General features: G+C 65.4%; 31 protein-coding genes and 1 pseudogene. 29 read left to right on the top strand and 3 right to left on the bottom strand.

Features of this window, described 5'->3' with window-relative positions; all coding sequences use genetic code 11:
- The first annotated feature begins 109 nt into the window (after positions 1-109).
- The 15 genes from ssd (at position 110) to B4L26_RS07645 (ending at position 10,056) form a co-directional block, all read left to right on the top strand.
- Positions 110-1,162: a septum site-determining protein Ssd gene (gene ssd / locus B4L26_RS07715; RefSeq protein ID WP_290717678.1), complete on the top strand. Its 1,053-nt coding sequence runs from the start codon at positions 110-112 to the stop codon at positions 1,160-1,162.
- Positions 1,159-2,379, top strand: a complete 1,221-nt coding sequence (locus tag B4L26_RS07710) for a TadA family conjugal transfer-associated ATPase (protein ID WP_290717676.1) — start codon at positions 1,159-1,161, stop codon at positions 2,377-2,379. The genes ssd and B4L26_RS07710 overlap by 4 nt, the downstream gene beginning before the upstream one ends.
- Positions 2,376-3,170, top strand: a complete 795-nt coding sequence (locus B4L26_RS07705; protein ID WP_290717674.1) for a type II secretion system F family protein — start codon at positions 2,376-2,378, stop codon at positions 3,168-3,170. Before B4L26_RS07710 ends, B4L26_RS07705 begins: the two co-directional genes overlap by 4 nt.
- Positions 3,167-3,730, top strand: coding sequence for a type II secretion system F family protein (locus B4L26_RS07700; RefSeq protein WP_290717672.1), 564 nt, complete (start codon positions 3,167-3,169; stop codon positions 3,728-3,730). The genes B4L26_RS07705 and B4L26_RS07700 overlap by 4 nt, the downstream gene beginning before the upstream one ends.
- A gap of 259 nt (positions 3,731-3,989) precedes the next feature.
- On the top strand, positions 3,990-4,526 hold the full coding sequence (locus B4L26_RS07695; protein ID WP_290717670.1) for an antirestriction protein ArdA: 537 nt from the start codon (positions 3,990-3,992) through the stop codon (positions 4,524-4,526).
- 18 nt (positions 4,527-4,544) lie between these two features.
- Positions 4,545-4,928: a hypothetical protein gene (locus B4L26_RS07690; RefSeq protein ID WP_280476163.1), complete on the top strand. Its 384-nt coding sequence runs from the start codon at positions 4,545-4,547 to the stop codon at positions 4,926-4,928.
- Positions 4,919-5,164, top strand: a complete 246-nt coding sequence (locus tag B4L26_RS07685) for a hypothetical protein (protein WP_168700890.1) — start codon at positions 4,919-4,921, stop codon at positions 5,162-5,164. Before B4L26_RS07690 ends, B4L26_RS07685 begins: the two co-directional genes overlap by 10 nt.
- Before the next feature lie 327 nt (positions 5,165-5,491).
- Positions 5,492-5,794, top strand: a complete 303-nt coding sequence (locus tag B4L26_RS07680) for a helix-turn-helix domain-containing protein (RefSeq protein ID WP_280476166.1) — start codon at positions 5,492-5,494, stop codon at positions 5,792-5,794.
- A gap of 45 nt (positions 5,795-5,839) precedes the next feature.
- The gene (locus B4L26_RS07675; RefSeq protein WP_290717664.1) at positions 5,840-6,565 is read left to right on the top strand and encodes a hypothetical protein; all 726 of its coding nucleotides are present in this window, start codon (positions 5,840-5,842) and stop codon (positions 6,563-6,565) included.
- A gap of 6 nt (positions 6,566-6,571) precedes the next feature.
- Positions 6,572-6,940: a hypothetical protein gene (locus B4L26_RS07670; RefSeq protein ID WP_168700893.1), complete on the top strand. Its 369-nt coding sequence runs from the start codon at positions 6,572-6,574 to the stop codon at positions 6,938-6,940.
- Between the two features lie 156 nt (positions 6,941-7,096).
- Positions 7,097-8,263, top strand: a complete 1,167-nt coding sequence (locus B4L26_RS07665) for a hypothetical protein (protein ID WP_290717660.1) — start codon at positions 7,097-7,099, stop codon at positions 8,261-8,263.
- Between the two features lie 271 nt (positions 8,264-8,534).
- On the top strand, positions 8,535-9,107 hold the full coding sequence (locus B4L26_RS07660; protein ID WP_039586620.1) for a recombinase family protein: 573 nt from the start codon (positions 8,535-8,537) through the stop codon (positions 9,105-9,107).
- 240 nt (positions 9,108-9,347) lie between these two features.
- A complete protein-coding gene (locus B4L26_RS07655; RefSeq protein ID WP_039586618.1) occupies positions 9,348-9,542 on the top strand; it encodes a hypothetical protein in 195 nt (64 codons plus the stop codon).
- Positions 9,539-9,754: a hypothetical protein gene (locus tag B4L26_RS07650; RefSeq protein ID WP_039586617.1), complete on the top strand. Its 216-nt coding sequence runs from the start codon at positions 9,539-9,541 to the stop codon at positions 9,752-9,754. The genes B4L26_RS07655 and B4L26_RS07650 overlap by 4 nt, the downstream gene beginning before the upstream one ends.
- Positions 9,751-10,056, top strand: coding sequence for a hypothetical protein (locus tag B4L26_RS07645; RefSeq protein WP_039586615.1), 306 nt, complete (start codon positions 9,751-9,753; stop codon positions 10,054-10,056). The genes B4L26_RS07650 and B4L26_RS07645 overlap by 4 nt, the downstream gene beginning before the upstream one ends.
- A 29-nt stretch (positions 10,057-10,085) precedes the next feature.
- Here B4L26_RS07645 and B4L26_RS07640 read toward each other — a convergent pair whose 3' ends face one another.
- Positions 10,086-10,985, bottom strand: a complete 900-nt coding sequence (locus B4L26_RS07640) for a hypothetical protein (protein WP_052227359.1) — start codon at positions 10,983-10,985, stop codon at positions 10,086-10,088.
- A gap of 218 nt (positions 10,986-11,203) precedes the next feature.
- Between B4L26_RS07640 and B4L26_RS07635 the strand changes: the two genes are divergently transcribed.
- The 3 genes from B4L26_RS07635 to B4L26_RS07625 all read left to right on the top strand — a co-directional run bounded on the left by B4L26_RS07635 (position 11,204) and on the right by B4L26_RS07625 (position 13,725).
- Positions 11,204-12,373, top strand: a complete 1,170-nt coding sequence (locus B4L26_RS07635) for an ImmA/IrrE family metallo-endopeptidase (RefSeq protein ID WP_152640973.1) — start codon at positions 11,204-11,206, stop codon at positions 12,371-12,373.
- Complete coding sequence (locus B4L26_RS07630) at positions 12,370-12,807, top strand: hypothetical protein (protein ID WP_039586611.1); 438 nt, start codon at positions 12,370-12,372, stop codon at positions 12,805-12,807. The genes B4L26_RS07635 and B4L26_RS07630 overlap by 4 nt, the downstream gene beginning before the upstream one ends.
- 144 nt (positions 12,808-12,951) lie before the next feature.
- Complete coding sequence (locus B4L26_RS07625) at positions 12,952-13,725, top strand: hypothetical protein (protein WP_152640972.1); 774 nt, start codon at positions 12,952-12,954, stop codon at positions 13,723-13,725.
- A 41-nt stretch (positions 13,726-13,766) separates the two neighbouring features.
- Here the strand turns inward: B4L26_RS07625 and B4L26_RS07620 are convergent, their stop codons facing one another.
- The gene (locus tag B4L26_RS07620; RefSeq protein ID WP_039586610.1) at positions 13,767-14,804 is read right to left on the bottom strand and encodes a tyrosine-type recombinase/integrase; all 1,038 of its coding nucleotides are present in this window, start codon (positions 14,802-14,804) and stop codon (positions 13,767-13,769) included.
- A 182-nt stretch (positions 14,805-14,986) separates the two neighbouring features.
- Here B4L26_RS07620 and B4L26_RS07615 point away from each other — a divergent pair, with 182 nt between their 5' ends.
- The 10 genes from B4L26_RS07615 (at position 14,987) to B4L26_RS07570 (ending at position 24,193) form a co-directional block, all read left to right on the top strand.
- Positions 14,987-15,817 carry a hypothetical protein gene (locus B4L26_RS07615; RefSeq protein WP_039586609.1) on the top strand — a complete coding sequence of 277 codons (831 nt, stop codon included), beginning with the start codon at positions 14,987-14,989 and terminating at the stop codon, positions 15,815-15,817.
- Between the two features lie 83 nt (positions 15,818-15,900).
- Positions 15,901-16,314: a hypothetical protein gene (locus tag B4L26_RS07610; RefSeq protein ID WP_290717652.1), complete on the top strand. Its 414-nt coding sequence runs from the start codon at positions 15,901-15,903 to the stop codon at positions 16,312-16,314.
- Complete coding sequence (locus B4L26_RS07605; protein WP_052227357.1) at positions 16,314-16,904, top strand: antirestriction protein ArdA; 591 nt, start codon at positions 16,314-16,316, stop codon at positions 16,902-16,904. Before B4L26_RS07610 ends, B4L26_RS07605 begins: the two co-directional genes overlap by 1 nt.
- Positions 16,894-17,166 (top strand): hypothetical protein, encoded by a 273-nt coding sequence (locus tag B4L26_RS07600; protein ID WP_039586602.1) that lies wholly within the window; start codon positions 16,894-16,896, stop codon positions 17,164-17,166. The genes B4L26_RS07605 and B4L26_RS07600 overlap by 11 nt, the downstream gene beginning before the upstream one ends.
- Positions 17,163-17,441 (top strand): hypothetical protein, encoded by a 279-nt coding sequence (locus tag B4L26_RS07595; protein ID WP_039586601.1) that lies wholly within the window; start codon positions 17,163-17,165, stop codon positions 17,439-17,441. Before B4L26_RS07600 ends, B4L26_RS07595 begins: the two co-directional genes overlap by 4 nt.
- A gap of 130 nt (positions 17,442-17,571) precedes the next feature.
- Entirely contained in the window at positions 17,572-18,213 is a 642-nt protein-coding gene (locus B4L26_RS07590; protein WP_235367222.1) for a type III restriction endonuclease subunit M, read from the top strand.
- Positions 18,210-19,802: an Eco57I restriction-modification methylase domain-containing protein gene (locus B4L26_RS07585; RefSeq protein ID WP_039586600.1), complete on the top strand. Its 1,593-nt coding sequence runs from the start codon at positions 18,210-18,212 to the stop codon at positions 19,800-19,802. The genes B4L26_RS07590 and B4L26_RS07585 overlap by 4 nt, the downstream gene beginning before the upstream one ends.
- A 4-nt stretch (positions 19,803-19,806) precedes the next feature.
- Positions 19,807-22,293, top strand: a complete 2,487-nt coding sequence (locus B4L26_RS07580) for a GIY-YIG nuclease family protein (RefSeq protein WP_052227356.1) — start codon at positions 19,807-19,809, stop codon at positions 22,291-22,293.
- Between the two features lie 453 nt (positions 22,294-22,746).
- On the top strand, positions 22,747-23,037 hold the full coding sequence (locus tag B4L26_RS07575; protein WP_039586598.1) for a hypothetical protein: 291 nt from the start codon (positions 22,747-22,749) through the stop codon (positions 23,035-23,037).
- Between the two features lie 187 nt (positions 23,038-23,224).
- Positions 23,225-24,193 (top strand): Abi family protein, encoded by a 969-nt coding sequence (locus B4L26_RS07570; RefSeq protein WP_039586597.1) that lies wholly within the window; start codon positions 23,225-23,227, stop codon positions 24,191-24,193.
- A 27-nt stretch (positions 24,194-24,220) separates the two neighbouring features.
- On the opposite strand, the gene B4L26_RS07565 is transcribed toward B4L26_RS07570, so the two are convergent.
- Complete coding sequence (locus tag B4L26_RS07565; protein WP_290717639.1) at positions 24,221-24,535, bottom strand: HEPN domain-containing protein; 315 nt, start codon at positions 24,533-24,535, stop codon at positions 24,221-24,223.
- A gap of 118 nt (positions 24,536-24,653) precedes the next feature.
- Between B4L26_RS07565 and B4L26_RS07560 the strand changes: the two are divergent.
- Positions 24,654-25,013: pseudogene (locus tag B4L26_RS07560) on the top strand (transposase); the annotation flags it as partial.

Genomic DNA, 25,013 nt, shown 5'->3' with positions numbered 1-25,013 from the left:
AAAGGGGTGTTGCCGCAGCGTTTTCCACAGACCTGGGTTTTCCACAGGTGTCGGGGCTCAAGGGCTTCTCCGGGGTGGCGTGGTCGGATGGGCGGCCCAGACTCGGGGCATGGATGAGCTACTGGTTCTGGTCGGGGCAGATCTCGTCGACGACGTCGGCCGGTGTGCAGTGGCGGCCGGCTATCGCGGGGTCGTGGGCACCGGCGCGGGAGACGTCGTGGCGTGGCAGCGCGCTTCCGCGGTCGTCGTCGACGTCGAGACGGTGGGCGCTCTTGTCGACCCCGAGATCGTCCGCCGGCACTCGGTGTTCCTGGTATGCGGGCCCGACGAGTCGGCAGACCTGTGGCGCGAGGCCTTCGAGCTCGGGGTGCGCGACGTGATCGCGCTGCCCCACGACGAGGGTCGGCTCGTCGCGGCCTTGACCGACCTGCGAGCACCGGTCCGCGACGGCGGGCGGGTAGTCGCGGTTCTCGGTGGTCATGGTGGCGCCGGGGCGACGACGTTGGCCGCAGCGGTCGGGCTGGCGGCGACACACGGAGTCTCGGGCCGTGGCGTGCTCCTCGTCGGGCCCGACGAGGTCGGTGCTGGGATCGATCTGATGCTCGGCATCGAGGATGTGCCCGGCCCGCGGACGTGCGATCTGAACGCAGTGGGCGGACGGCTGAATCATGCCACCCTGCGCGAGGCTCTCCCACGAGTCGGACAGCGGCTGTCGGTGCTTGCAGCCGGGGAACGCGCAGCCCCCTCGCGGGTCGAGTCGGTGGCGGCTGCAGTGGACTCCGGTCGTTTCGGCGGCGACATCGTCGTCGTCGACGTGCCGCGGACCAACCCGGCGCTGCGGACCGAGTTGCTGCGCCGCGCCGACTTCACGGTGCTGGTCAGCCAAGCGACACTGTCGGCCGTCGCCGCGACCCGTGCCACCCGAGCCGACATCGATGACGTGGTCGGCCACATCGAGCTGGTACTGCGCGGGCCCGCGCCCGGGGGACTGCCGGCCGACGAGATCGCCTGGGCGGTGGGCGTGGCGCTGCTCGGCGCCTACCGCAGCGATCCGTCGCTGACCGCACGAATGGAGGGGGGATCGCTGCGGCCGACGCGGCGCAGTCCACTGGGAAAGATCGCGGAGTCGGTATGCCGACGTCTCGACGAGGTCGTGCGGTGAGCGCGCGCGTGCGGGTGGGGTCGGTGTCGACTGCTGCTCCGGTAGTCGACCCAGTCGTCGTCGAGCGCGTTCGCGAGCGGCTGGTAAACCGCGCCGACGGTGGATCATTGGTGCCCACGGTCGAGTCGATGGCCGCGGCGATCCGTGCGGAATCCGGCGGCGTGCTCGGCGACACCGACCTGCTGGCCACCCTGCGTTATCTGCAGACCGAGTTCGTCGGCGCGGGGCCGTTGGAAGGACTGCTCTCCGACCCGGACACGACTGACATCCTCGTCGTCGGGCCCGAAGCGGTGTGGGTAGACCGCGGCGCGGGGCTGGTACTGACCGAGGTCTCCTTCGACGACGAGGCCGCTGTGCGTCGCCTGGCCACTCGCCTAGCACTCGGTGCAGGGCGTCGCCTTGACGACGCGCAGCCGTGGGTCGACGGCCAACTCCACGACATCGGTCGGCACGGTGTGACGGTACGGCTGCACGCGGTCATCCCGCCCGTCGCCGCCGACGGCACGTGCCTGTCACTTCGAGTTCTGCGTCCGGCGCGGCAGGACTTCGAGTCGCTGGTCGCGTGCGGAGCGCTGCCAGCTACGGTGTGCGACCTGGTCCGCGAGGTCGTTTCGGCGCGGTTGGCGTTCCTCATCGCCGGTGGCACGGGTGCGGGAAAGACGACGCTACTGAACAGCCTGCTCGGGCTGGTCGACCCCGCCGAACGGATCGTGTGCGTCGAAGACGCGCCCGAGTTGCGCCCCCAACACCCGCACACCGTCCGGATGGTGTCGCGTGCGGCTAATGCCGAGGGCGCCGGCGAGGTGCCGATGCGCACGCTGGTCCGTCAGGCACTGCGAATGCGTCCGGACCGGATCGTGGTCGGCGAGGTGCGCGGGGCGGAGGTGGTTGACCTGCTTGCCGCGCTCAACACCGGCCACGAGGGGTGCGCGGGCACCGTCCACGCGAATTCTGCAGCCGAGATTCCGGCCCGGATGGAGGCGCTCGCCGCGTTGGGCGGGCTCGACCGGTCGGCGCTGCACAGCCAGTTGGCGGCAGCGCTGCGCGTCGTCTTCGTCGTCGGGCGCGACCGCGACGGGACGCGGGGGCTGACTCAGATCGGCCTGGTCGCCCGCAATGACGCCGGGTGGGTCGAGATTGAGCCGGTGTGGACGCGCCCCGCGGGTTTCGTACCGGCGCTAGCGCGCCTGCGGGTGCTGCTGCGGGAACGGGCATGAGCGCGGCTGCGCTGCTGTGCCTCGCGACGGCGACCCTTGTGGGCCCGCGTCCGCCGGCGCACTTCCGATTCCGGGCGGTGTTCGCACCGGACTCGCCGCGTCGTGGACAAATCGATCTGCAGCGGTGGATCGTGCCTGGCGCGATAGCCGTCGTCGGCGTCGCAGCCCTCACCGGTTCGGTTGGGCTGGTCGTCGCCGCATCGATCGTCGTGGTGACTGTTGGATGGTCGGTCCGCGCAGCGATGCGCGACCGGGCGGCCCTCACGCGCGACGACGAGTTGCTCCAGGCGGTCGGCGTGGTCATCGCGGAACTCTCGGTCGGGTCGCCCACCGCCCTCGCATGTGCTCGGGCGAGTGCCGAAATTCTGGCCGACGATGCATCGTCGCCCGTGGGGTGGCACCTGTCGATCCTCGCCGCCCGCGTCCGATTGGGCGGTGGCATCGCACCGGAGAGTGCTGGGTCGGTCCACCGCATCGCTTCGCTCTGGGCGGCGGCAGCCCGTTACGGACTGCCGCTGGTCGACCTTCTCGCGGCGAGCCGGGCCGATCTCCTGGCCCGCCAGCGATTCGCGGCACGCACTCGCGCCGGGTTGGCGGGGCCTCGTGCGACGGCCCGCGTCCTGGCCGTGCTTCCAGTATTCGGTCTGGTCCTGGGACAGGGGATCGGGGCCGACCCGCTGCGCGTCTTGCTGGCGCCAGGCGCCGGTTCGGTGCTCCTTATCGTCGGGACTGCGCTCGCCGCTGCGGGAATCGTGTGGTCCGAGCAGATCGTCGCGAGCGTGCTGCGATGAGCGCCGCACTGTTTCTCGTCGCGGGCGCCCTCCTCGCATGGCCACCGGCCGACTGGCCGTTGCGGCGCCTTTCCCGGGAAGTCGCGACTCCCGTCGTAGAGGTATCCGCTGCGCACGACCCATTCGCCGAGGCAGGAGTGTTCGACCTGCTCGCGGTCTGCCTGCGCAGCGGACTGTCGGGGGCGGCGTCCGCGTCGGCCGTCGCCGACTCGTCGACCGGTGGGCTGGCGACATCGCTGAGGCGCGTCGCCGATCTCCTAGCGCTGGGCACCGATGCGGCTCAGGCGTGGCAGCGCGAGGCCGGTGATCGAGGTGGGTTCGACGACCTTGCCGCACTCGTGCGGCGGACAGCGTCATCGGGAGCCGCCTTCGCCGACGGGCTCACCGAACTCGCGCGCCGGCGCCGGGATGACGCCGCCGACGCGGCGGTCGAGCGGGCGGAGCGCGCCGGTGTGCGGATCAGTGGACCGCTGGGGTTGTGCTTCCTACCAGCCTTCATCTGCTTGGGGATCGCGCCCGTGGTGATCGGATTGGCGTCGTCGGTTCTCGGCGACTTGTGACTGTGGCGGCCCGACCGTCGGGCCGCAGGAAGAGGGGAATGAGATGACAGGCAGTGGAAAGGCTGGGAGGTTGACCCGGTTGGTTCGGGGGCTGGTCGTGGACGAGTCGGGGATGAGTACCGCGGAATAATCCATAGTTCGAGTTTGATACCGCCTGTCAAGGCCCTGTTGTTGGATAACTCTTCACTGACACAACCGAATTCATGCCGGGCGGCACCGCCGCCCGCGGGTGACTCCTCGAACCACTGAGGAGGTCACCATGTCCACCGATTACACGCCTAAGGTCTGGCTCGGCTGCCTGGCCTGCTACAACGAGGGCCGACTCACCGGCCACTGGTACCCGGCCTCCGAGGCCGGCGAGGTCACCCCGAGCCAGCTGCACGGTCGGCCCATCCGTCCCGAGACGCACGAAGAGCTCTGGTGCTTCGACCATGAAGGAATCCCGGTCGACGGCGAGCTCGACCCGGTCACAGCGTCGAAGTGGGGCGAGCTCTACGACGAGCTCGACAGCCCCGAGCTGTGGCCCGCGTTCTGCGCGTGGGTCCGCAGCGGCAGTTACGTCGAGGATGGCGACGGCATGCCGAGCATTGCCGATTTCACCGAGCGCTACGCGGGCACCTGGGACTCGTTCCTCGACTACGCCGAACATCTCGCCGAGGAGACCGGCACCTTCGCCGGCGTCCCCGAGGACCTGCGCTCGTACATCGACATGGCTGCCTGGGCCCGCGACATCGAAGCCGACTACACCACCGAGAACGCGCCCGATCACCAGGTCTACGTCTTCCGATCCTTCTGACCACCGAGGAGGTCCATCGTGTCCGCATCCACCATCGCCTGGCTCGATCCCTGGGTCGAGCGCCAGATCAGCGCCGGCCGGCTCGCCCCCGACGCCCGCGGCATGTCCCGCGCCGACGCCGCTGAGCAGTACAACCAGGCCAACGCGTTCACCCCTGCTGACCAGGCCTTCCTCTACACGCCAGAGCAGGCTCAGGCTGTCGCCCGTGAAGCGCTGGGGGCCGTCGGCATCGACGTCGACGCCGCGGCCACCGTCGCCCTCACTGACGGCGCCACCGGCCCCTGGTCACAGGCGTACCGGGTGAACCCCGGCCAGGTCGAGACGGGTCTGGAGCAGCTGTACCTCATCACCGGCGAGCACCTCGCGGCCGAGGCTGTGCTCAGCCAGCTGCCGTGGCACTGACCACGCCCGACGGCCCTGTGGCCGCCGTGGCTGTCTCAGAGCTCTACTGCGGCGCTGTCCTGGTCGGTCGAGACGGCCTGCTCGGCCGGGTCATCGAGATCCGCGATGGCCCGGACGGCCAGCTTCTCGTCGGCGTCGTGCTGCGGCGCGGTGCCACGCGCCTGGGCACCTACGAAGCCGCCGTTCGCCCCGACGAGGTCGTGTTCATCAGGCCATCGCCGCGGCCTTGGGGGTGACCTGCGCCAGCCCCGCACCAGAGATGGTGCGGGGCTGCGCTTTTCCACGCTTTCCACATCGCTCTGCCGAGAGCGGCCACGCGCCGGCCTCGTACCTCGGCAGGCCCGTGGTCGGAGGTGTCAGTGGTCACCTTCGTAGCCACCGCAGCCGCCGCGGCGCGGTGGCGGAACAGTGCTGGTCCACCGAACGAACGACGTGCGGCACCCCACCGCTTGTGCTTTGCCGGATGATCCGTAATCTAGTGGCCGTTGCACTAGTGCAACAACGAATGAGAAATGAATACTGCGGGGGAACAACTGTGCAGGTCTACGTGACAAAATCGCTGGGTGCCGAAACCCAAGCCCGATTCTCTGACGCCTCACCAGCGGTGGGTGCGTGACGTGCGTCGGCAGGCACTCGCAGCGGCCCTCATCGCTGCACGCGAGCAGCAGGGACTCACCAGGGCGGAGCTTGCCGAGCGAGCTCGCATCGACCGGACAATGCTCTATCGCATCGAGACGGGCAGAACGTCGCTCAGCGTTGATCTGCTCTGGGATATCTGCCGGGCCCTCGGCATCACGCCATCGGCCCTGCTGGCAGCCGCCGAGGCCGACGACGCTGCAGCTCAGACTCTTGGCGACGAGGGCTGACCGAGTACCTACATCACTTCCCCCGCATCCTCCGAAGGGATGCACATGACACACCGCCACCGCCGACGGCACACGGCCGTCGCCATGTTCCTGCTCCTGGCCCTGGTCGCCACGCTCACCGCCTGCAGTGAGGGCGGGACACCTCTGCCCACCGGCCTCGGGGCCGGTTCCGACCGGTCATCCGCCCAGGGCCCGGTCGGCGGCAGCAGCCAGGCCGAGGACGCGATCAAGCTCCGCTACGCGGCGTGGAAGGGTCGCGGTCAGACTGCGCCCGACTACGCGGTGGTCCTCATCTCCGAGACGCAGCTGCCGAGCGAATACAGCCTCGTGAAGGACGAGCCCGAGCTGCTCTCAGGCAGTGTCTCGGGCTACACCGGCGTGCGCCGAGGCCTCAACCAGCTCCAGGACCGGTCGGTCACGGTCACGGTACCGATCTTCAACGAGGCGCGCTCCGACTACAGCGACGATGCCCTGCTCATCGCCACGATCGACCAGCAGGGTGCCCTGCTGTCGTCCACCCGCTATGACTGGCCCGCGGCCGACCGGCCCGAACCGTTCGACTTGGCCCGCAAGGCCACGGACGGTTACGCCCGCGTTGTCGCCGCCGAGGGCTCCGGCATCACCATCCCGTCGGCCGCCGCCGGCGACCGGCCGGAGAAGGTCTACATTACTTCGATCATGGGGGACGCCTTCGACGACAAGCTGCTGTGGGCGATGGTTCGAGGTAGCAGCTCGGTCTACAAGGCCCAGATCCAGAAGCTGGGGGAGTGAGTGATCATGAAGCGCTTCTCCACAGCACTCGCAGTCCTGGTCATCGCTCTCATGGCCGCCCTCGGGCTCGGCACCGCAGCTCCCGCCCAGGCCGCACCCGCTGGCGGCATTGAGAACGGAACCTACTGGTTCCACAGCCCCGGCTACTTCGGCGCGGTCAACCGTGATCCGGCGACCGTCCGCGGCGGTGTCCTCAGTGTCCGCTACGGCCCCGTCGTCAACCACTACCGCTTGGCCCGCACCTCCTACGGCGCGATCCACGACAACGGCGTCGGCTTCCGCATGGCGCTGGTCAAGCGCGCTCCCGGCCGGTACGGCGGCACGCTGTACTACTACGGCATCCCGGGCGGCCAGATCAGTCTGACCAAGCGCTGACCCACGTGAAACCCCCGGAGCGGCACCCCGCTCCGGGGGGTTTCGTCTCTGCGTCAAGGCGCGGAGCCAGTTGTTAGCAATGCAAAACAAAGTGCGGCTTATATATAGACGCGACGTGCTGGTTGTTGTGTCAGTGCTCACCGGCATGATTGGTGCATGCCGCGAAACCCGAAATCCCGCAAGGGTAAAACGAAGCCCGCCGCTGAGGCGGACAAGCCCTTACCCCTTGCGCCAGAGCTGTTCCCGGAACTGAACGCAACCTTCTACACCGGCGACCCCGCAGAGTTCTTGAGGCTCCGAATCGAGGCCCTCTCGCTCATGGCGCTACCGACCGAGCAGATCGCGCCGCTGCTGGCCACGCCCCGCAGGATTGGCTCGCTGGAGATGACTCCCACCGGCCCGCCGACCGACGAAGTGCGTGAGCGCTACATCGCCACTGAGTCGGTGATGCTCTTCCATCACGCCGCCGAGATGATCCTGCGCCTGTTTTACGCACACGTCGAGAAGCCAGATTGCCCCTGGCTCGGTATGTCAGCCTCGACCAACTTCGCCGCGTTCAAGGAAAAGGTCGCCAAGAGCCGGGAGAGCGGATTCAGCGAGTCCGACATTGCCATGGTGTTCCTCGGCGGTACAGACCCTCGTGATGCCGCAATCGCGGCCTCCGACGAGGAGTTCGCCGCGACCGTCGACGCCATCAAACTTCTTCTGGGCTACAGCGCCGCACGACTCCTGGACGAATCGTTCCTCTACAACGCGGCCAAGCACGGGCTGACGACAGTGCGTGTCGATACCAGCAAGATGTCGATCAAGACCGACGACGATGAGTTCCCTCTTCATAATGGCGGACTACTCGTCTACCTACACGGGCCGGCTGGCCCGCGGGCACCAAAGGACGGCCCGAAGCATCACATCAGCATGATGGCCTCGTTGCCGGACCAGGATCTGGCTACCGCGACAATGATCTACCACGCGATCGCTGACCTGTGGCAAGTAGCGCGTCGCCGCTACACCTGCCAGTCAGGAAAAGTCATGCTCTTCACCCGAGATGATGTGCGGCAGTGCATCTCCGGGCCCGTACGTGCCTCAGGCGGCATCATGCGGACAACGGTCATGGAACTGACCAAGAAGCGCCCCGACGGCTCCCTGACCGACATCGGCATCACCGTAGAGGCCAACTTCATGCCGCGTGCAGAGGGCGACGCGGACGCAAGGCCCCCTATACGCACCGTGGCGCTTCCCGTTCGACAGCGCGACAAGCAGGTCATCAACCCGTCGCGTCGGTGGCTGCTGCCATTCTCGCCGGAGGGATCGTCGCGGGTGTAACCCAGCTCGCACATCCGTGCGTTCCATTCGGGTCCACCCCGACCGTCCGGCACTCCGATGCCGGATCAGCCGTCACAACAGGGGCGGCCGTGGAGTCCTGCGCCGGTGTCTCAGCCACATCCAGCACCCTCACGGCACTGTCCGTAAGCCGGTCGGTCACCGAGACACTTACGACGACCCCGTCGCCGCGCCATCCGCTCAGGTCGAACTGTCTCATAAGACCCGTACGGCGATAGTCGCACTGAGGGTGCCTCTAACGTACAATCGAGGCATGAAGATCGGCTACGCCCGTTGCTCGACCGACGAGCAGGACCTCACTGCCCAGATCGACGCGCTGCAGCGCCTGGGTGTCGAGCCTGCGCACATCTACACCGACCTCGGCTACACCGGCACCAACCGAAACCGGCCCGGGCTGCAGCAGGCGCTCGCCGCCGCCAGCCGCCCCGGCGATGAGCTGGTGGTAACCAAGCTCGACCGCCTGGCCCGCAGTGTCCCTGATGCCCGAGACATCGTGGCTGGCCTCACCGACCGCGGCGTGCGACTCCGCATCGGCGAGAGCCTGCACGACCCCGAGGACCCGACGGGCCGACTGCTGTTCAATGCGTTGGCCATGGTCGCCGAGTTTGAGGCCGACCTCATCCGGGCCCGGACCCGCGAGGGCATGGCCGTGGCCAAGGCCCGCGGTCGCCTGCGCGGCAAGCGGCCGAAGCTGCCGCCCAGCCAGGAGCGCCGTCTCGTCGAGCTTTTCCGGTCCGGCGAGCACACCGTTGGCGAACTGGCCGAGGACTTCGGTGTCAGTCGGGCCACCGTCTACCGTGCTGTCCAGCGTGTCGGAGGTCCATGAGCACAATTGACGTCGAACCCGAGCAAGTCCAGCCAGATCCGGGTGGTCCGTTAGGAGACGGCGTCCCGGCGAATCGAAAGACCGTATCCACTTGACCAGCATTGACACCGCAAAGAACAGTAGTCTGCGATCGGCGCGGAGCGCGATGCCGGGAGGCGCCCGTGGCAGGCCGGGTCGCTGCGCTCCCGGCCGACCACGGTTCGACTGCCGTGGTGCCGGTTGGTGCGGTGTACTGGGGGCGTGGAAGACGAGGACATGACCGAGGCCGAGATCGACGCGCTGTTCCGTGCGACCCAGCCCATCGGCAACGCGATCAACGCTCTGGCTCAGGCCGAACTGATCGTCGCGGCCGTCGACGACGGCATTCCGCCCCACGTTCGCGCTCGTCTCGACGCCACCCTGCGCGACCTCACCGACGACAAGGACACCCCATGAGCGACCCCGGCTTCACGCCGGCCACCGACGCCCAGATCGCCCTGGCCTTGGCCCAGGCCGACGGCGCACTGGCCGCGGCCGGCCACTATCTCGACCCGGCCGACCGCGCCGCGTCCGACGCTGAGATCCCCGCGGCCATGCGCGGTGAGCAGTCCTTCGACGACGCCGTCGCCGCCGGGCTGGCCCGCATCACCGGAAAGGATCCCGCATGACCGCGCAGGACCCACTGCACGTCTTCTTCCGACTCCCTGACGAACGCCTCGCTCGTCATCTCGACCGCATGATCCACGACGCGGGCGGCGATCCTGACCGCTGGCTCGCCGACATCATCGAAGCCGACCAGGACCGTTGTCGAGCCGAGGTCCAGGCCCGGCTGGCCGCGCTGGCCGAGAAGGTCAGCGCACACATCGACCGCGACGCTGTGGCAGCGTGGGACGGCAAAGCGCCGCCCATCGACGGCGAAGTCCGGCGGCCACGCCGTCCGAGGCCGTCGTCGGAGTGGCGCACGCGTTGAGCCGGAATCTGCGCATCAGATCAGCGGTGTTAGGTACGGATTGTCGCCCTCGTCTCGCGCGGTGTGCCGGTGGAATCGACCCATGTCACGAGGCAGTCGACAGCGTTCGGCGACCCCATCGCCAATAGCAGAGGGAGCCGGATCTCTTGTCCGGGCGGAATGGTTCCAAGTGGCTGTTCATCCCGTACAACACGGAACATCGCGTGTTCTGGCAAGTCTTGGAACTCGAAATCGACCTCGGACGCGGGTCCCTTCGACATGTTGTGGAGCACCAGCGACCAGCGCCGTTTCGTTTTGACACGCCCTCTGCTGTCGGTCTCGACGTTCTCACGCACTTCAGCTCTAGGCCAAACTCCTTCGGCTGGATCAGGGGTTTCGGCGTCGTTCTCACTCACCTTCGACGACTCGACCGACTGCTGGAACCGTCCCGTTGCCCGACTCAGAAAGTTGTTGATGTGCCCGACGAGTGCGCCGTCGTCGGAGTAGTCGAGCACGATCGCCGACTCCCGGACCTCGGCCAAGTAGCCATCCAGCCTCTGTCGTTCCGACAGGCGTTCGCCGCTCAGCGGAGCTCGGGGTGCGGAACTCACCAGAATCGCCACGGATTTCCCCGCGGCGACAAGCTTCTTGATCTCTTCGACGGTTCCAGACTCGGCCTCACCCGTCGGCGTGCCCAAGCGATCGCAGAATACGGCGATGGCCATGTCCGACTCGTCGACGATCTGGTCATTGAGGATCGCCTGCGGTCGCTCGCCGAACTCGGCCGCTGCATGCTCAGTCCAGGACACAGGAAGGACGGTGAGACCAACGGTGCGGCCGAAATTGAGATTCCACTGGCTGATCGTCTTACGGATCAGTGCCAGATCCGGTCCAGGAACATCACCGGGCGCTGAGACGAGAAGATGGAGCGCGAGAGTTGGGTAGGCCATGGGTGGTTTCCTTCGTGCTGGATCGGTTCATACGGCCGCGTCACGGTTCGCGAACCTGATTCTGGCAGCAGCATCTGACATACGCCGCGGTGCCGCCGGCTCCGTGCGGCGCCGCCTGGTCAAGGCGCCCCGTGGAGAAGCCGCGATATGTCGTACCTGCTCACTATGGTCGTGGTCAGCTGTCCGCCGGAGTCGGCGGGGCGGAGTGGAGGAATGCCATGGAGACCATCGACGTGTGCTTGGGGCGCGATCGCGTGCCGATAAGTTTGGACGTGTTCCGCACGTTGTTCCAGAACTCCAGCGTGAACATGTACCGCGGATACTCCCGGGCGATCGAGAACGGGCGGATTCCGTTCAGCAACTTGAAGTTTCTCGCCGGTCGCGCCGAGATCCCCTATCCACTGTTCTTCGCTCCGCTTCCACTCGTCGAAGCGCAGGTCAAGGCGAAGACTGACAAGCTCCTCGCTGGGACCAGCAAGACGACGTTCTCTGTCAACTCCAGAGGAGACGTCGATCTGAACGAGGTCGGATTGATCGTGAAGGATCTGCTGCGCAAGCAGGAGACGCTCAAGCGACTCGACCCCGGCCTGAAGAAGAACCAGATCGTCGGCCTGTTGCGCAGGCCCGGGCTCACTCCTGAAGCCGACGCCCTCGTGCTCCGGGACGCGCTCGGGCTGTCCAGGGACGAGATGCTCGGCGCGCGGAACCGCGAAGCCTTGCTGGACCTGATGATCGCTCGCCTTGAAGCGAACCAAGTGCTGGTGTCGCAGAGCTCGCGCACCGCCATGCCGCAGCTGCTCAGAACCGAGTTCAGCGGCTTGACGCTCAAGGACAACAAGATCCCGTACATCTTCTTGGCCGGCGACCCAGTCGCCGAAGAACCCGTCGGCCGCAAGATCTTCACGCTCGCACTGCTGACGGTGCTCGTCGCGCGGAAGATCTTCGCGCCGGTGCGGATCGGAGCGCACAGCGAAGGCGCCGAACCAGGTCGCGAGTATGACATCGCCGCGGCAATGCTCATGCCTGGGGACGAAGTCGCCAGCCTCGACCTGGAGACGCTCGACGACATCACGGCGGCGGCCGAGAGATTCAAGGTCACCCCAAGCGCGATGACCATCCGGGCGATGCGGCTACGCCTCGTCGAACCCGACGCTGCCGGCGAGTACCTGGCCGAGCTCCGACGTGCGTTCGCCTCCCGCGCGAAGAGCGGCGGCCGGACCCCCTACATTCAGAACGCCATGCGCAAGTACGTCGGACGCGAGATGGCGAGGAGGATGTTCGACGTACTCGACGCCGGGAGGATCTCTCCTGGCGAATTCAGCAGGGTGGTCTGCGTCAAGAAGATCGCGCCCGCTGACTTCGATGCCTTCCGGGAGGCTGTCCGGTGAGCAACAGCATCTACCTCGTGGACAACAACGCTCTGGCGAGACTGACTCGCGACCAGCGGTCCAGCCGGTTCTTCGCAGACTTCTGCCGCATCCCCACCGACGTGCTGGAGGAGGCAAGCGGCTTCCCCGACATCGACCAGCTGCGCAAGGTCGAGTACAAGACGACGGTCTCAGTACTGGAGCGACTGATTGAAGTCATGAAGACCGTGCCGTCCGAAGACACTGAGCTCCTCGACCTCTACGGCAACAAGGGGCGCGCCGATCCCGTCATCGTTGCCTGCGCGCTCGACGCGCACGCCGACGAGACGGCCACGCTGCTGCCGCAGACCATTGTGATCGTGACGCACGACAAGGCTGTGCGGGACAAAGCCACGGAGTTCGGCTTCATCGTTGAGACGAGCGAAGAGCTCGCTGCGGCGATCGACGCTACCTAACGGTGCCGCTAACGCGCTGTTGGTCTGCTATTCGATAGACCCGGCTGTTATTGCCTGCAGTCCAGGCCTCCGTGACGGAATCGCCGGGCAGCCTCGCGTAATCGGGGCCGACTCTTGTCGGACCTGGAAGCTAGTGTGCGGCGCATGGCGCCAAATCACAGCCCGTCGCGCGGGAAGACGTACTTGTACATCTATCGAAACGACGTGCTCAACCGCGTCTATGTCGGCATAGGATCGAGTCCGGCTCGTGCTTGGCAGCCGCACAACCCCGCAGTAGATACCCTGCGGGCGCACTCAGACACCGAGGTGTTCATTACAGACGCGCCGTTTCCGGACCGGCCATCAGCTGAAATGGCAGAGTCTGCAGCGATCTGTGCCGCGGCTGCCGCCGGAACCGAGGTGTTATCCGACCGGGATGATCTCAGCGCACTAACCAACATCGCGAAGGTCAGCTCATCCAAACATCTTCGAGTCGCGGTCTATCGGCGGGATGGAGTCGTGAGATTCGACGATCTCGAACGCACCGCTCTCGTCACACTCTCATTCGATGCCATCGGACGTGGGAGCACTCGTCGGCCTGTCCTACACGGAGGAAGGAGCGCACAGGTGTTCCATAAGCGGGCCACCAGGTTTTGGGGCCTGAGTGCCGCTGATCAGCGTCGGCGGCGTAAACAACTTCCCGATGGCACTCTCCCACGGGACGTCGAACGCCTCATCGCGGTGCAGAAGTCAACCCATACCATCCTCGGCGCATGGACGCTCGACGATCGTCAATGGCGACAGACATCCGGTGGTTGGGTATTCATCACGAGGGACGAACTGCCGGAACTGCGCGGACAACAGCTCGACTGGTGCGGTGCTCAGCCAGGCAACTTGCTGACGTGGAGTCCGGACATAAGGGCAGAGATCAAAGCCTGAACGGGTTGGCCGAACGAGTGCTATGCGTCGGTGTCGACTGCTCACACGAACGGCACCGACAGCTTCTCCACCGCTGCGCGCCGGGCCTCGATCCCGCGCCGGTCGTAGCCGGCCGTCGTCGACGGTGAGGTGTGCCCGACGATCTTCGACACCGACGACAGGTCCGCACCCGCGTCCAGCAGGTCTCCGACGAACGTCCTTCGCAGATCGTGCGGCCGCACAGTCGCGTCCTCACCGGCGAACCGCCGCTTGACCGCGGCCGCGACGGCGTTCACCGACAACCGCCGACCGGTCTCGGCCACCCGCGGCACCGTCTTGCTCATAGGCGTCAGCAGGGGGCCGGGTTCGTCGCAGCGCACCTCCAGCCACGCGACTATCGCCCGGCGTACGCCTGGCGCCAGCGGCACCGACCTGACCACCGCGCCCTTGCCCGTCACCACCAGCGTCTCGCGCCCACTGTCCAGGTCCGCCAGGTCCAGCGCCGCCGCTTCCTCGCGCCGCAGGCCGGCACCGACTAGCAGCGCGATCAGCGCGGCATCGCGCCGGGCAGTGGGGGACTCGTCGGCGGCCATCGCCGCGAACGCGGCCTTGACCGCCTCGCGGCCCAGGTGTCCGCGTGCCTGCTTCTCCTCGTCGCGGCCAATCTTCTCCGGCCGCAGCGCGCTCAGCGCCACCGTCGCCCGATCATGCGTCATCAATCCGGCGTCGCGGCAGGCGCGCACCACCGCACGCACGCTGTCGCGCATCGCATTGCGCGTCGACGGCGCACCCCACGTCGCGCCGATCGAGCGGTCGAGCGCTTCGTAGGCCGCGCTTGGCAGTGTGCTCCAGTCGGTCGACCACACCGCCACGGGGGAGTCGACCTGTCCGGTCGACATCACCACTCGGGCCAGCCGCTCCAATCGCAGTCGCGCCGTCTTCTCCGACCCGCGCGCCACCGCCAGCGCCACTGACCGGTGCACGCCCGTCGGCACCGGGCTGCGCGCGTCGTCGACCGCCGCGCGCACCACCGCGGCCGGCACATGCGCCGGTGCCGTCAGACTCTCTCGGTCCAACCCCTCGTACACCTCGATGTCCATGCGCCCAGCGTACCGGGAATGATTTGTCGATAACATACATTAGCGCTATACGATGTGAGAGGCTGGAGGACCGATACGTGATTCAACCGCGCTGGTAACCGGCCCATGGAGTCCGGGATCTGTCTGAGGCGTCTCCTACAGTTGGTCGGGCCAGATGGGCGCTACCGACCAGTGGAGAAGACTTGACTGACAATCCCGAGCTCGACGACACGACCCGTCTCGTTGCTTTCGTGCGACGGCTGCGCAGAATCGCTGCTCATCCCCTGATCGCTGCCGATGGCGGCGAGAGCATGCGGGACCTTGCCTCGAGCAAGTTCAAGATGGTCGTGTTCCCGCAGACCGGCGACGTGATCATGAAGCATGAGGTGCCCGAGGAAGTCTTATTCGAGTCGATGGCTGCGCGTCTGCGGCCAATGACGCTGACCCGCGACGACTTGGCTCACAAGAAGGTGATGCAGTCGCTCGAGGCCTGTACCGACACCAGCCACCCGCGGGTCGCTGTGGCCTTGGCCAAGATGCGAGCGGACTGGGCCGAGGTGACTGTACGCGACGCACGCAACCCCGGCAAAGTTGGACAAGCGTTCAACCTGGTCTCAGGAAATCTCGACGGTGCTGAGGTAGAGACGATGACTGATGTCGATCTCGCCTACGCCTGGCTGTACGGCGACTGCATTCACGGTGATGTCAAGAACTTCGGCGGTTCCTCGAGTCGTGATCGTTACCATGCCGCCACCAGCGTCTTTGCGAGGATCGCTGTAGTGGCAATGGGTACGCTCGAATACATTCGGCATCTCGTGGACGAGGGGCTCCTGTCGCTGCCGGAAGAAGCGTTCACCGACGCCGTTGTCGTTTCGGAGACGTACTGGGAGACCAAGGGGAAGGCGTACGCCAGCGCCGACGGCACCGTTCCGGATCTCGGCGCGATAGCCGACCTCGCCTCGGTACCGACAGGTATGATCCCCATTCACGACGCAATCACACCGCATCTGGAACCGTTGGGCGACGACGAGTAGCCGCGCAGCCGCCACTGATGACCTCCTTGAATCCGATTCGAGGAGGCCTTTCATGTCCACACCCACGAACCCCGCCACGCGCAGTGGCTCCCGCGTCCGCGTCGTCCGCACCGATCCGCACCGACGACGTGATCGCCGGCGCCGCTCCGGTCATCTCCGTCCGCAGTGACAACGCCGACGTGCTTGACCTGAACCCCACGACTGCGAGGGCCCTGGCCGACATGCTCACCCGCGCGGCCGATGCCGAGCCGGTGCCGCCGAGCCCGCAGCAGCGCGCCCGCGACGTCCTGCGCGGCATCGGCATCGACGTCGCCGACGGACGCTCGGTCGTGCTCACCGACCGCGACGACACCGGCGAGCGCGTCTTCACCTACCTGATCAACCCCGGCCAGCTCGCGGCCGCCTGCGAGGAGTTTCGGCTCACGACCGGTGAGTCGATCGACTACGAGGGCTTGGAGAGCGCCCTGCCCTGGCTCGACACCGAGGAGGACTTCTGATGACCAACTCACCGCTGCGGCCGAGCGTGACCATCACTGAACCCGACCGGCCACGGTGTTGGATCGGCTCCCTCGCCGCGTACAACGGCTCGCACGACGGCGTGCCCCGACTCATCGGCGACTGGTTCGACGCCACCGACGCCGGCGAGGTCACCGTCGCCGAGCTACACAAGGGCACCGGCGTGCCGTTCGACCCCGACGACGAGCTCTGGGTCATGGACCTGGACGGCACCTGGCCAGTCCAGGTGGAGATGGACCCGACCACCGCGGCGAAGTGGGGCGAGATCTACGACGAGGTCGGCCCCGAGCAGTGGCCGGCCCTGTGCGCCTGGGTGCGCAACGGCAGCTACGTTGCCGAGAGCGATACCGACTACCCGGTGCTGTCCGACTTCGAGGAGCGGTACGTGGGCGAGTGGTCGACGTTTCGGGAGTACGCCGAACAGTTGGCCGACGACATCGGCCTGTTGACCGACGTTCCCCAATCGCTGCAGCCCTACTTCGACTGGGCGAGTTGGACCCGCGACTTGAAGTACGACTACTCGGTCGAGGACGCACCGAACGGAGGTGTCTACGTCTTCCGTGACCTATGAACCGCACGAGCCTGAGCTCGCGGATTTCACCATCGTCGCGGTCCACGACCTTCGCGATGGCGATGTTCTTCGCGACCTGGGTACTGAGCCAACTGGGCGGATCACCATGCTGCACAGCGTCGATCTGTCCGAACCCGGCGATCACGGCCTTGCTGAACGCTCCGTCGTCCTCTGCTGGCGAGATGAGGAGCTCATACGCACGACGATCATCGCCGACCAGATTGACCTGCGCGTCATCAAACCCCGAGAGGAGCTGTCATGACCAGCCCGATCGCGATCACCGTCTACATCACGAACTCGTACCCGGTGTTCGGCCGCGCGTTCATGCGCGACGAGGTCGTCACCGTCGACGCGCCGATGGCCGCGGTGATGGCCGAACCCGACTCGCTCGCCGACTGGGCGCAGGACCAGCTCATGGACCTCACCGGCGAGGGGCCCGATTACTCGGCTGTCCACGGTGTCTACGAGATCGTCGTCACCGCTGCGTCGGTCGGCTACAAGGCCCTCGTCGGCCTAGCAGCATACGCCGAGGGATGAGGGTGTCACAGCGCCTGCTGCGAGGATCAGCGCGGCAGGCGCTGTCATTTGTGATGCCTTCGCCCTGTGCCGACCACCACGATCACAGTGACGGACAGTTGTGTCGGTGATGTCTGAGATAGTGAGAGACATGCAGATCAAGACGCGCCAGCGGGTTCGAGACCTCGCCGAGGTGTACACCCACTCACGCGAAGTTAACGCCATGCTCGATCTGGTCCCGACCATGTTCCCCAGTGCTGAGGACCCAGGTAACACCGACCGCAAGTTCTTCGAGCCCGCGGCCGGCTCCGGAAATTTCCTCGAAGAGATCTTGGTCCGCAAGCTCGCCTTCGTGACTCGGGAGCGTTATCAAACCGGCCAGCAATACGAGCACCGTATCCTTCGGGCGCTGGCGTCGATCTATGCCATCGACATCGACGCCGAGAACGTCGCCGAGTCCAAGCAACGGTTGCGCGCTGTCATCATCGCGCACCTGGACAACGATCTGAACACCCGCGAGACCACCCCCGGCTTCGCCGGTGCGGTCGAGGCGATCTTGGCGACCAACATCGTGCAGGCCGACACCCTCACCGACCTCGACTCGATCGAGTGGGTTGACTACCGTGCCGGCCGCAACGGCACATTCACTCGTGAATGGTCGACTGTCGCGGCCGAAGAGGATCAGCTCGACCTGTTCGCTGTGCCGAAGCTCGACACAACACCGGTGCCTTACGCATTGCTGCTGGCCAATCCCGAGCCGGTCATCGGCCAGGTCAAGAGGATCGGCGCATGAGCCGATTCGACCAGCACGTCCCCGACATCCTCGACTGCCTCGCGCAGTTGTCCAATGACGAGGTTCCGACTTCGCCGAAGTTGGCCAGCGCCATGCTCGACCTGTTGCCTGAGCATGTCTGGCACGAGCCGAACTATCGGTGGCTCAATCCGTTCAGCAAGTCGGGGGTGTTCCTACGTGAGATCGCCACTCGACTGCTCGACGGCTTGGAAGCCTGGGAGCCCGACTTCCTTGCTCGCCGAGAGCACATTTTCCGCAACATGCTCTACGGCGCGGCGATCACCGAGATGACCGGCATTATCTCCCGGCGCAGCGTCTACTGCACCGCCGACGCCTCTAGCGCCTACAGCGTCGTGCGGTTTGACGACCCGGACGGCAACATTCCGTATGTCCCATCCACGCACGATTTCAACGCCGATGGAAGATGCCGCCTATGCAATGGGCCAAGGGATCTTGAGCGCGGCGATATGCGCGAGAACTACGCCTATTCGTTCATCCATGGCACTTACCCCACCGAGGAGCTGGCTGACATGAAGTTCGACGTGATCGTTGGCAACCCGCCCTATCAGATTGATAGCGACGGCAACACGCGCACGATGCCAGTCTATCAGAAGTTCGTCGAGCGGGCCATCGAAATGGACCCCCGTTACGTCTTGATGATCACCCCGTCGCGGTGGTTCACCGGCGGGCTCGGTCTGGATGAATTCCGGGCCCGGATGATCGCCGACCGCCACCTCTCGAACCTCGTCGACAACCCGAAGCTGTTCGACTGCTTTCCCGGCGTTGAGATCAAAGGCGGCGTCAGCTACTTCCTCTGGGACCGTGACCACGACGGTGATTGTGAATTCTCCACCCGCGTGAACGGCAAGATCATCTCAACCATGACCCGAGATCTGCGCGCAGGTGACGGAGTGCTCATGCGCGACAACCTCGCCGCATCGATCGTCGAGAAGGTCCGTGCGCGATCTCTCCCCACGGTGGAGGCCCGATTCGCACCGCAGGTCCCTTTCGGTTTCCGCACGAACTACGGGGGCGCTAGTGATGAACCATTCTCGGGCGGCATCCCCCTCGTCTACGGCAACAAGGTCGGCTATGTTCGACCTGACCAGCTAGAACGGCTGCACGATTGGGTTGACCGCTGGAAGGTTCTCATCCCGAAGGCAGGTGACGGCCACGGGCGAGAGATCTCGTACGTTCTCGGCGAACCGATCGCACTCGCACCGGGATCGGCGTGCACGCAGACATACCTGATCGCGGCGTCGTTCGATTCTGAGGAAGAAACTCGCAACTACGCCAACTACATGGCAACGAAGCTCTACCGATTCCTCGTGCTGCAGCGCAAAGTGACCCAGGACCTCACTTCAGACCGCTTCCGATTCGTACCGATGCTCGACATGACGCGACCGTGGACCGACGGGCAGCTCTATGACTACTTCAATCTGACCGACGACGAACGCAGATACGTCGAATCCTCAATCGCACCCAGAGGAGTCAACTGGTCCCTCGACTCGCCGATCCCGGCCAGCCACCTACCCGGCGGCTCCAAGTACAAGCCCGGCAAGTCTGCTGACGCTGACGACGAGGACTAGACGAGTGAGCAACCGTATCTACGCCTACACCGTTATCGGCAAGGACAATGAACCCTGGGAGCGCCCGGATGGGGAGACCTTGACCACTGGCCGTGGCCTGATCAAGGTCGGTCAGACCACCAAGGGCACCGCTCGCGCACGCATCAAGCAGCAGCTGGGCACTGCCTATCCGAGCCTCAAAGGTGTGCAAATCCTGCTCGATGAGCCCGCGGTGCGCATCGACGGGACCGAGTTCTCTGACCACGACGTCCATTCAGCTCTGGTCGCCGCTGGAATCCACCGCATCGGGGGCGAATGGTTCGAGGCGACCCTCGACGAGGTTAAGGCAGCAGTCGCCACCGTGGTCTCAGGCACCGCCTACCAGCCGACGCGCACACAGACCTTCCGGCCGCGACCCGAACAACAGGCCGCGATCGACCAGACCGCCGCCTACTTCCGGGCTCACACCGGCACGCAGGCCCCCAAGTTCCTGTGGAACGCCAAGATGCGGTTCGGCAAGACGTTCGCCACCTACGAACTGGCCAAGGAGATGGGCTGGCAGCGCGTTCTGGTGCTGACCTTCAAGCCCGCCGTGGCCACCGCCTGGCACGACGACCTAGTCAGTCACGTCGACTTCGACGGTTGGCAGTACGTCGACAAGAACACTCCCGACGACGAGCGCGACGCTGCCGCGGACTACGAAGGCCCCGTGGTTTGGTTCGCCTCCCTGCAGGACCTGGGCGGCCGCGACGCCGACGGCAACATCAAGGCCCGCAATGAGGTCATCCACCTCGTCGACTGGGATGCCATCGTGCTCGACGAGTACCACTTCGGCGCCTGGCGAGACTCCGCGCGCGCACTGTACGACTCGGTCGACAAGAGCATTGCCGAGGCCGAGGAGCCCGACGATCAGGTCACTGCCGACGAGATCGACGAAGAGCTGGCCGTGCACGCCGATCACTACTTGTACCTATCGGGCACCCCTTTCCGTGCCATCACCGAGGGTGAGTTCACCGAGGACGCGATCTTCAACTGGACCTACATCGACGAACAGCGCGAGAAGGAGCACTGGGAACCGGGCGCGGGCCCGAACCCCTACCTGTCGCTGCCGCAGATGCAGATGTACACCTACGACATGGGTGCCGGCGCGGCCGAGTACGCCGAGGACGGAGAGTTCGCGGGATTCAGCCTCAATGAGACCTTCAAAGCGACGAAGGGTCCCGGCGGTTACAGCTTTGAGCATCCCGATGAGGTTGCCGAGTTCCTGGAGATGCTCCGCGGAAAGCTCAGCGAGCAGATGAAGCTGCAGGTGCAGGTACAGGACAAGCCGCCGTTCCCGTACGAAGCCCATCGGTTCAAGTCCGCAATCAAGCACTCGGTCTGGTACCTGCCCAGCGTCGCATCGTGTTTCGCCATGGCCGACATGCTCAGCGACCACCCGTACTTCACACAGTTCGAGATTGTCGTCGCCGCTGGGAACAAGGCCGGCCAGGGCGCTGCGGCACTGCCACCTGTCGAGGCCGCGATAGCCGAGGTCAAGACTGCTGGCGGGCCCGGATCGATCACCCTGTCCTGCGGCAAGCTGATGACCGGCGTCACTGTGCGCGAGTGGGGAGCCATCTTCATGCTTCGCTCACTCAAGAGCCCGGAATCCTACTTCCAAGCCGCCTTCCGCGTTCAGTCCCCGTGGGCGCACCGCGACGCGGAGGGGAACCTCGACGTCCACAAGCCCACCTGTTACGTCTTCGACTTCGACCCCAACCGCGCATTGAGCCTCGTTGCCGAGTACGGCTCGAAACTCGCCACCACCGGCGAGTCCACCCCGACCGAGGCGATCGGCGAGCTGATCAACTACCTGCCGATCTTCGGCTTCACCGGCGGTGCCATGACTGCGCTCGATGCCAATGCGGTGCTGGACTGGGCGACGGCCGGCATCGGCGCTGCGGCTCTGGCCAGGCGATGGAACTCGCCGCTGCTGGTCGACATCAATGAGCGCACCCTGGCCGCCGTGCTCGATCGCCCTGACTTGATGGAGACCCTCAGCAACATTGAGGACTTCCGGGCACTGGTCGACAACGCCGCGCAGGTCATCACCAATACGAAGGACTTGAAGAAGGCCAAGCGTGAACAGGGAGGCAAGCTCGACGCCGATCAGAAGAAGCAGCAGAAAGAGACGGCGAACAAGCGAAAGGAGATCCGCGAGAAGCTGCAGAAGTTCCTCGCCAAGATCCCGGTGTTCATGTACGTCACCGACTTCCGCGAGGAAGCCCTCAAAGACATTATCGAGTCTCTCGACTCCGACTTGTTCGAGCGGGTGACCGGGCTAACTGTCAATGACTTCCGAGCTCTCAACGAGATCGGACTGTTCAACGCCGCGCATCTTAACCACGCGATCTACCAGTTCAAGCGCTTTGAATCGGCCAGTCTCGACTACGCCCTGACGCCTGAGGAGCGCGAATGGCGTCATGCCAACGAACAGATTGGCCTCTGGGACACCGTCGAGACTGGTTGATCCGCCCTGGCTGGTGGAGTTCTGTGGTCTTGGAAACAAGGATGGGTTCATGCTCATGATCACCCGGGGAGCGCCGAGCGACTCGGGAGCGAACCAAGCCGAGGCGCTGTCCTTCTTGCTTCCATTGCAGAAGACCGGTCGCCGCCCAGAGCCGTGTCCATCGAGCACGATCAGGTCAGCGGGCTCGGCCATCGCACGAATCGTTGCGGCCACGTTTTCGTTCGTGGCGCCCCGCGACCTGATCTCGATTCCCGGGATGCGCTGGCCCATCTGGGCCAGTCCGTTGGCGGTTCGTCCCTCGATGTGTGAAGACGCGCGTGCGCAAGTGATTCGACATGCGCGGCACCATAGTTGTTTTTCGACGCGGGGCCCGGAATCTCCCTTGGTTGAGACGGCCAGCAACGTTATGGCGTTCGTCACACCCAAGTGTCGATTCGGGTAGAGTCTCTGGTCGTGAACCAGCAGTACTGGGCCGATCTCGTCTACGAGGGCGAGAAACTGACTGAAGTCGCCGAAGGCGTCCCGCGTGACCTGAGCGAGAACATCTCCCGATCGGAAGCTGGGCGCGCCCAGACACGACTTGACGCCGAGCGATACCGCGCACTCGTGAACGACACACGCCCGCGCGACCCGAATCGGCAAGAGCACCAGCTGCAGGACGTGATCGACGCCTACCGATGGAACCACCGCGACGCCGCGCGCGAGGTCCAGCACGGTATCGGCTTTACTCGTCCGGGTCGATAAGAGCCCGGTTTCGGCGAGTTTCGTGGCTCAGCACGAGGCGTTCGTCTAGCCGGGGCGCCGCTAGCTGGACCGACAGTCCGAGGAGACATCCTGTCCGGCCCCCGTGATACTGTTTGATCAATAGTTCGGCCCGCACCAGGACGTGTTCCTGGGAGCGGGCCGGATGTCTTTTGTAAGGTGTTTCGGCATGACCCGCCCGCTCAAGTCATGGCTGTCGATTGAGGACCAGATCCAGCAACTCGCGGACCGGGGAATGCAGATTCCCGATCACGCCCAAGCGGAACACGCTCTCGCCACGATCGGCTACTACCGACTCAGCGGCTACTGGTACCCATACCGCGAACCCGATCCAAGCGACCCCTACCGCCGGCTCGATACATTCCTTCCCGGCACGGACTTCTCCGAGGTGATCGATCTCTACGACTTCGACCGTGCACTCAAGACCCAGGTGCTCCACGGTATAGAACGAGTCGAGGTCGCGTTCCGCAGCCGCATTGGATACCTGATCGGCAAGCATGGGGCACTCGCGCATACCGACCCAACGCGCTTCCGCTCGACCTTCGACCATGCGAAATGGTGGGGCACCGCGCAGCGGCGGATCAATCGAGCCCGCGGACGGGACGAAACCGTCGACCATCACGACAAGTACTACGGCGGAGACATCCCCATCTGGGTGCTGACTGACCTGCTGGACTTCTCAGACCTATCCATGCTGTACGCCGGGATGATCGCCAACGACCAGAAGGAACTCGCTCAGTGGTTCAAGGTGACCGTCGCCCCCGACGCCTCGCAGTCGGCGCGTCGGGCATGGGCCCGTCGTCCTCCACTCGTCAACTGGCTCGAGCACCTGACGATCGTCCGCAACATCTGCGCTCACCACGGGCGGTTGTGGAATCGGCAACTAACCCCGCTTGGTGTGCCGCTGCGCATCCACCACCTGCCAGTATTCTCCGAGGTCGTCGCGACGTTCGACCCAACGCGTCCAGATGCGCACCAGATCGAGCGAGTGTTCGGCACGATCTGCGTCATTAGCTACTTGCTTGAGTCCGTCGAGCCTGGCAACAAGTGGCGCAAGTCCATCGACAAGCTCGTGGATACTTCGTTTCCAGGCGGCCATCACCGCAGTGTTGCCGAGATGGGATTCCCCAACCTCTGAACCTCGACGCCAACTTCGCCAGCGGTCCTACTTCTTCAGTGAGGCTGTTTTCAGCGCCTCATCGACGGCATCCACAAGCGACCGCAGCCACACGATGTCGTCCTTGAACTCGCCCCCGTCGACGTTCTGTCGCTTGATGCTACGTGGGCGCGACTGACGCTGCAGGTCTCCTTCGTGGACGATCTGATTCCTGCGCCGGACGATGTGATCCAGTCGGTCCTTGATCTCCGACACCGACTGCGCTGGTGTGATGTGCTCTTTGATCTTCGAGAAAGCCTTTCGTACGCCCAGCATCTGCATCGCCGTTTCCACGTTGCGACTGCTCTGGAAGGTCTTCGTCAATATCACTCGTTCAAGAACGTGGCGTGCGCGTACCTTGGGCCGAATGGGGCCTGACCCCGGTTCTTGGACACGCTGAATCCAGCACTTGGTGCTGGGGAAGCGAGATGATCCGAGAACCATGGCCAGGAAGTACTACTCCGAAGAGTTCCGTCGTCAGGCCGTCGACTTGTACGAGTCCACCCCGGGCGCGACGCTGAAGGGCATCGCCACCGATTTGGGGGTCGCGCGGGGCACCCTGAAGCACTGGGTGGACCAGTACGGCACGGGCAAGAAGACCGCACCCGACGGCACCACGATCCCGCGTCTCGCGAGTCCGGGCGGGCCACCCCCGCCGGACGGACCGGAGACGCCCGAGCAGGAGCTGGCCCGGCTCCGGGCGCGGGTGCGTGAGCTCGAGGTCGAGACCACCAAGCTCTCCACCGAGCGCGAGATCCTCCAGCGGGCGGCCAAGTATTTCGCCGGGGAGACGAACTGGTGA

Origin of the sequence: Gordonia sp. UBA7599, from assembly GCA_002477755.1 — a bacterium.
Classification (GTDB): domain Bacteria; phylum Actinomycetota; class Actinomycetes; order Mycobacteriales; family Mycobacteriaceae; genus Gordonia.
Note: the sequence above shows the minus strand (reverse complement) of the source record. Positions and strands in the feature narration are given on the sequence as shown.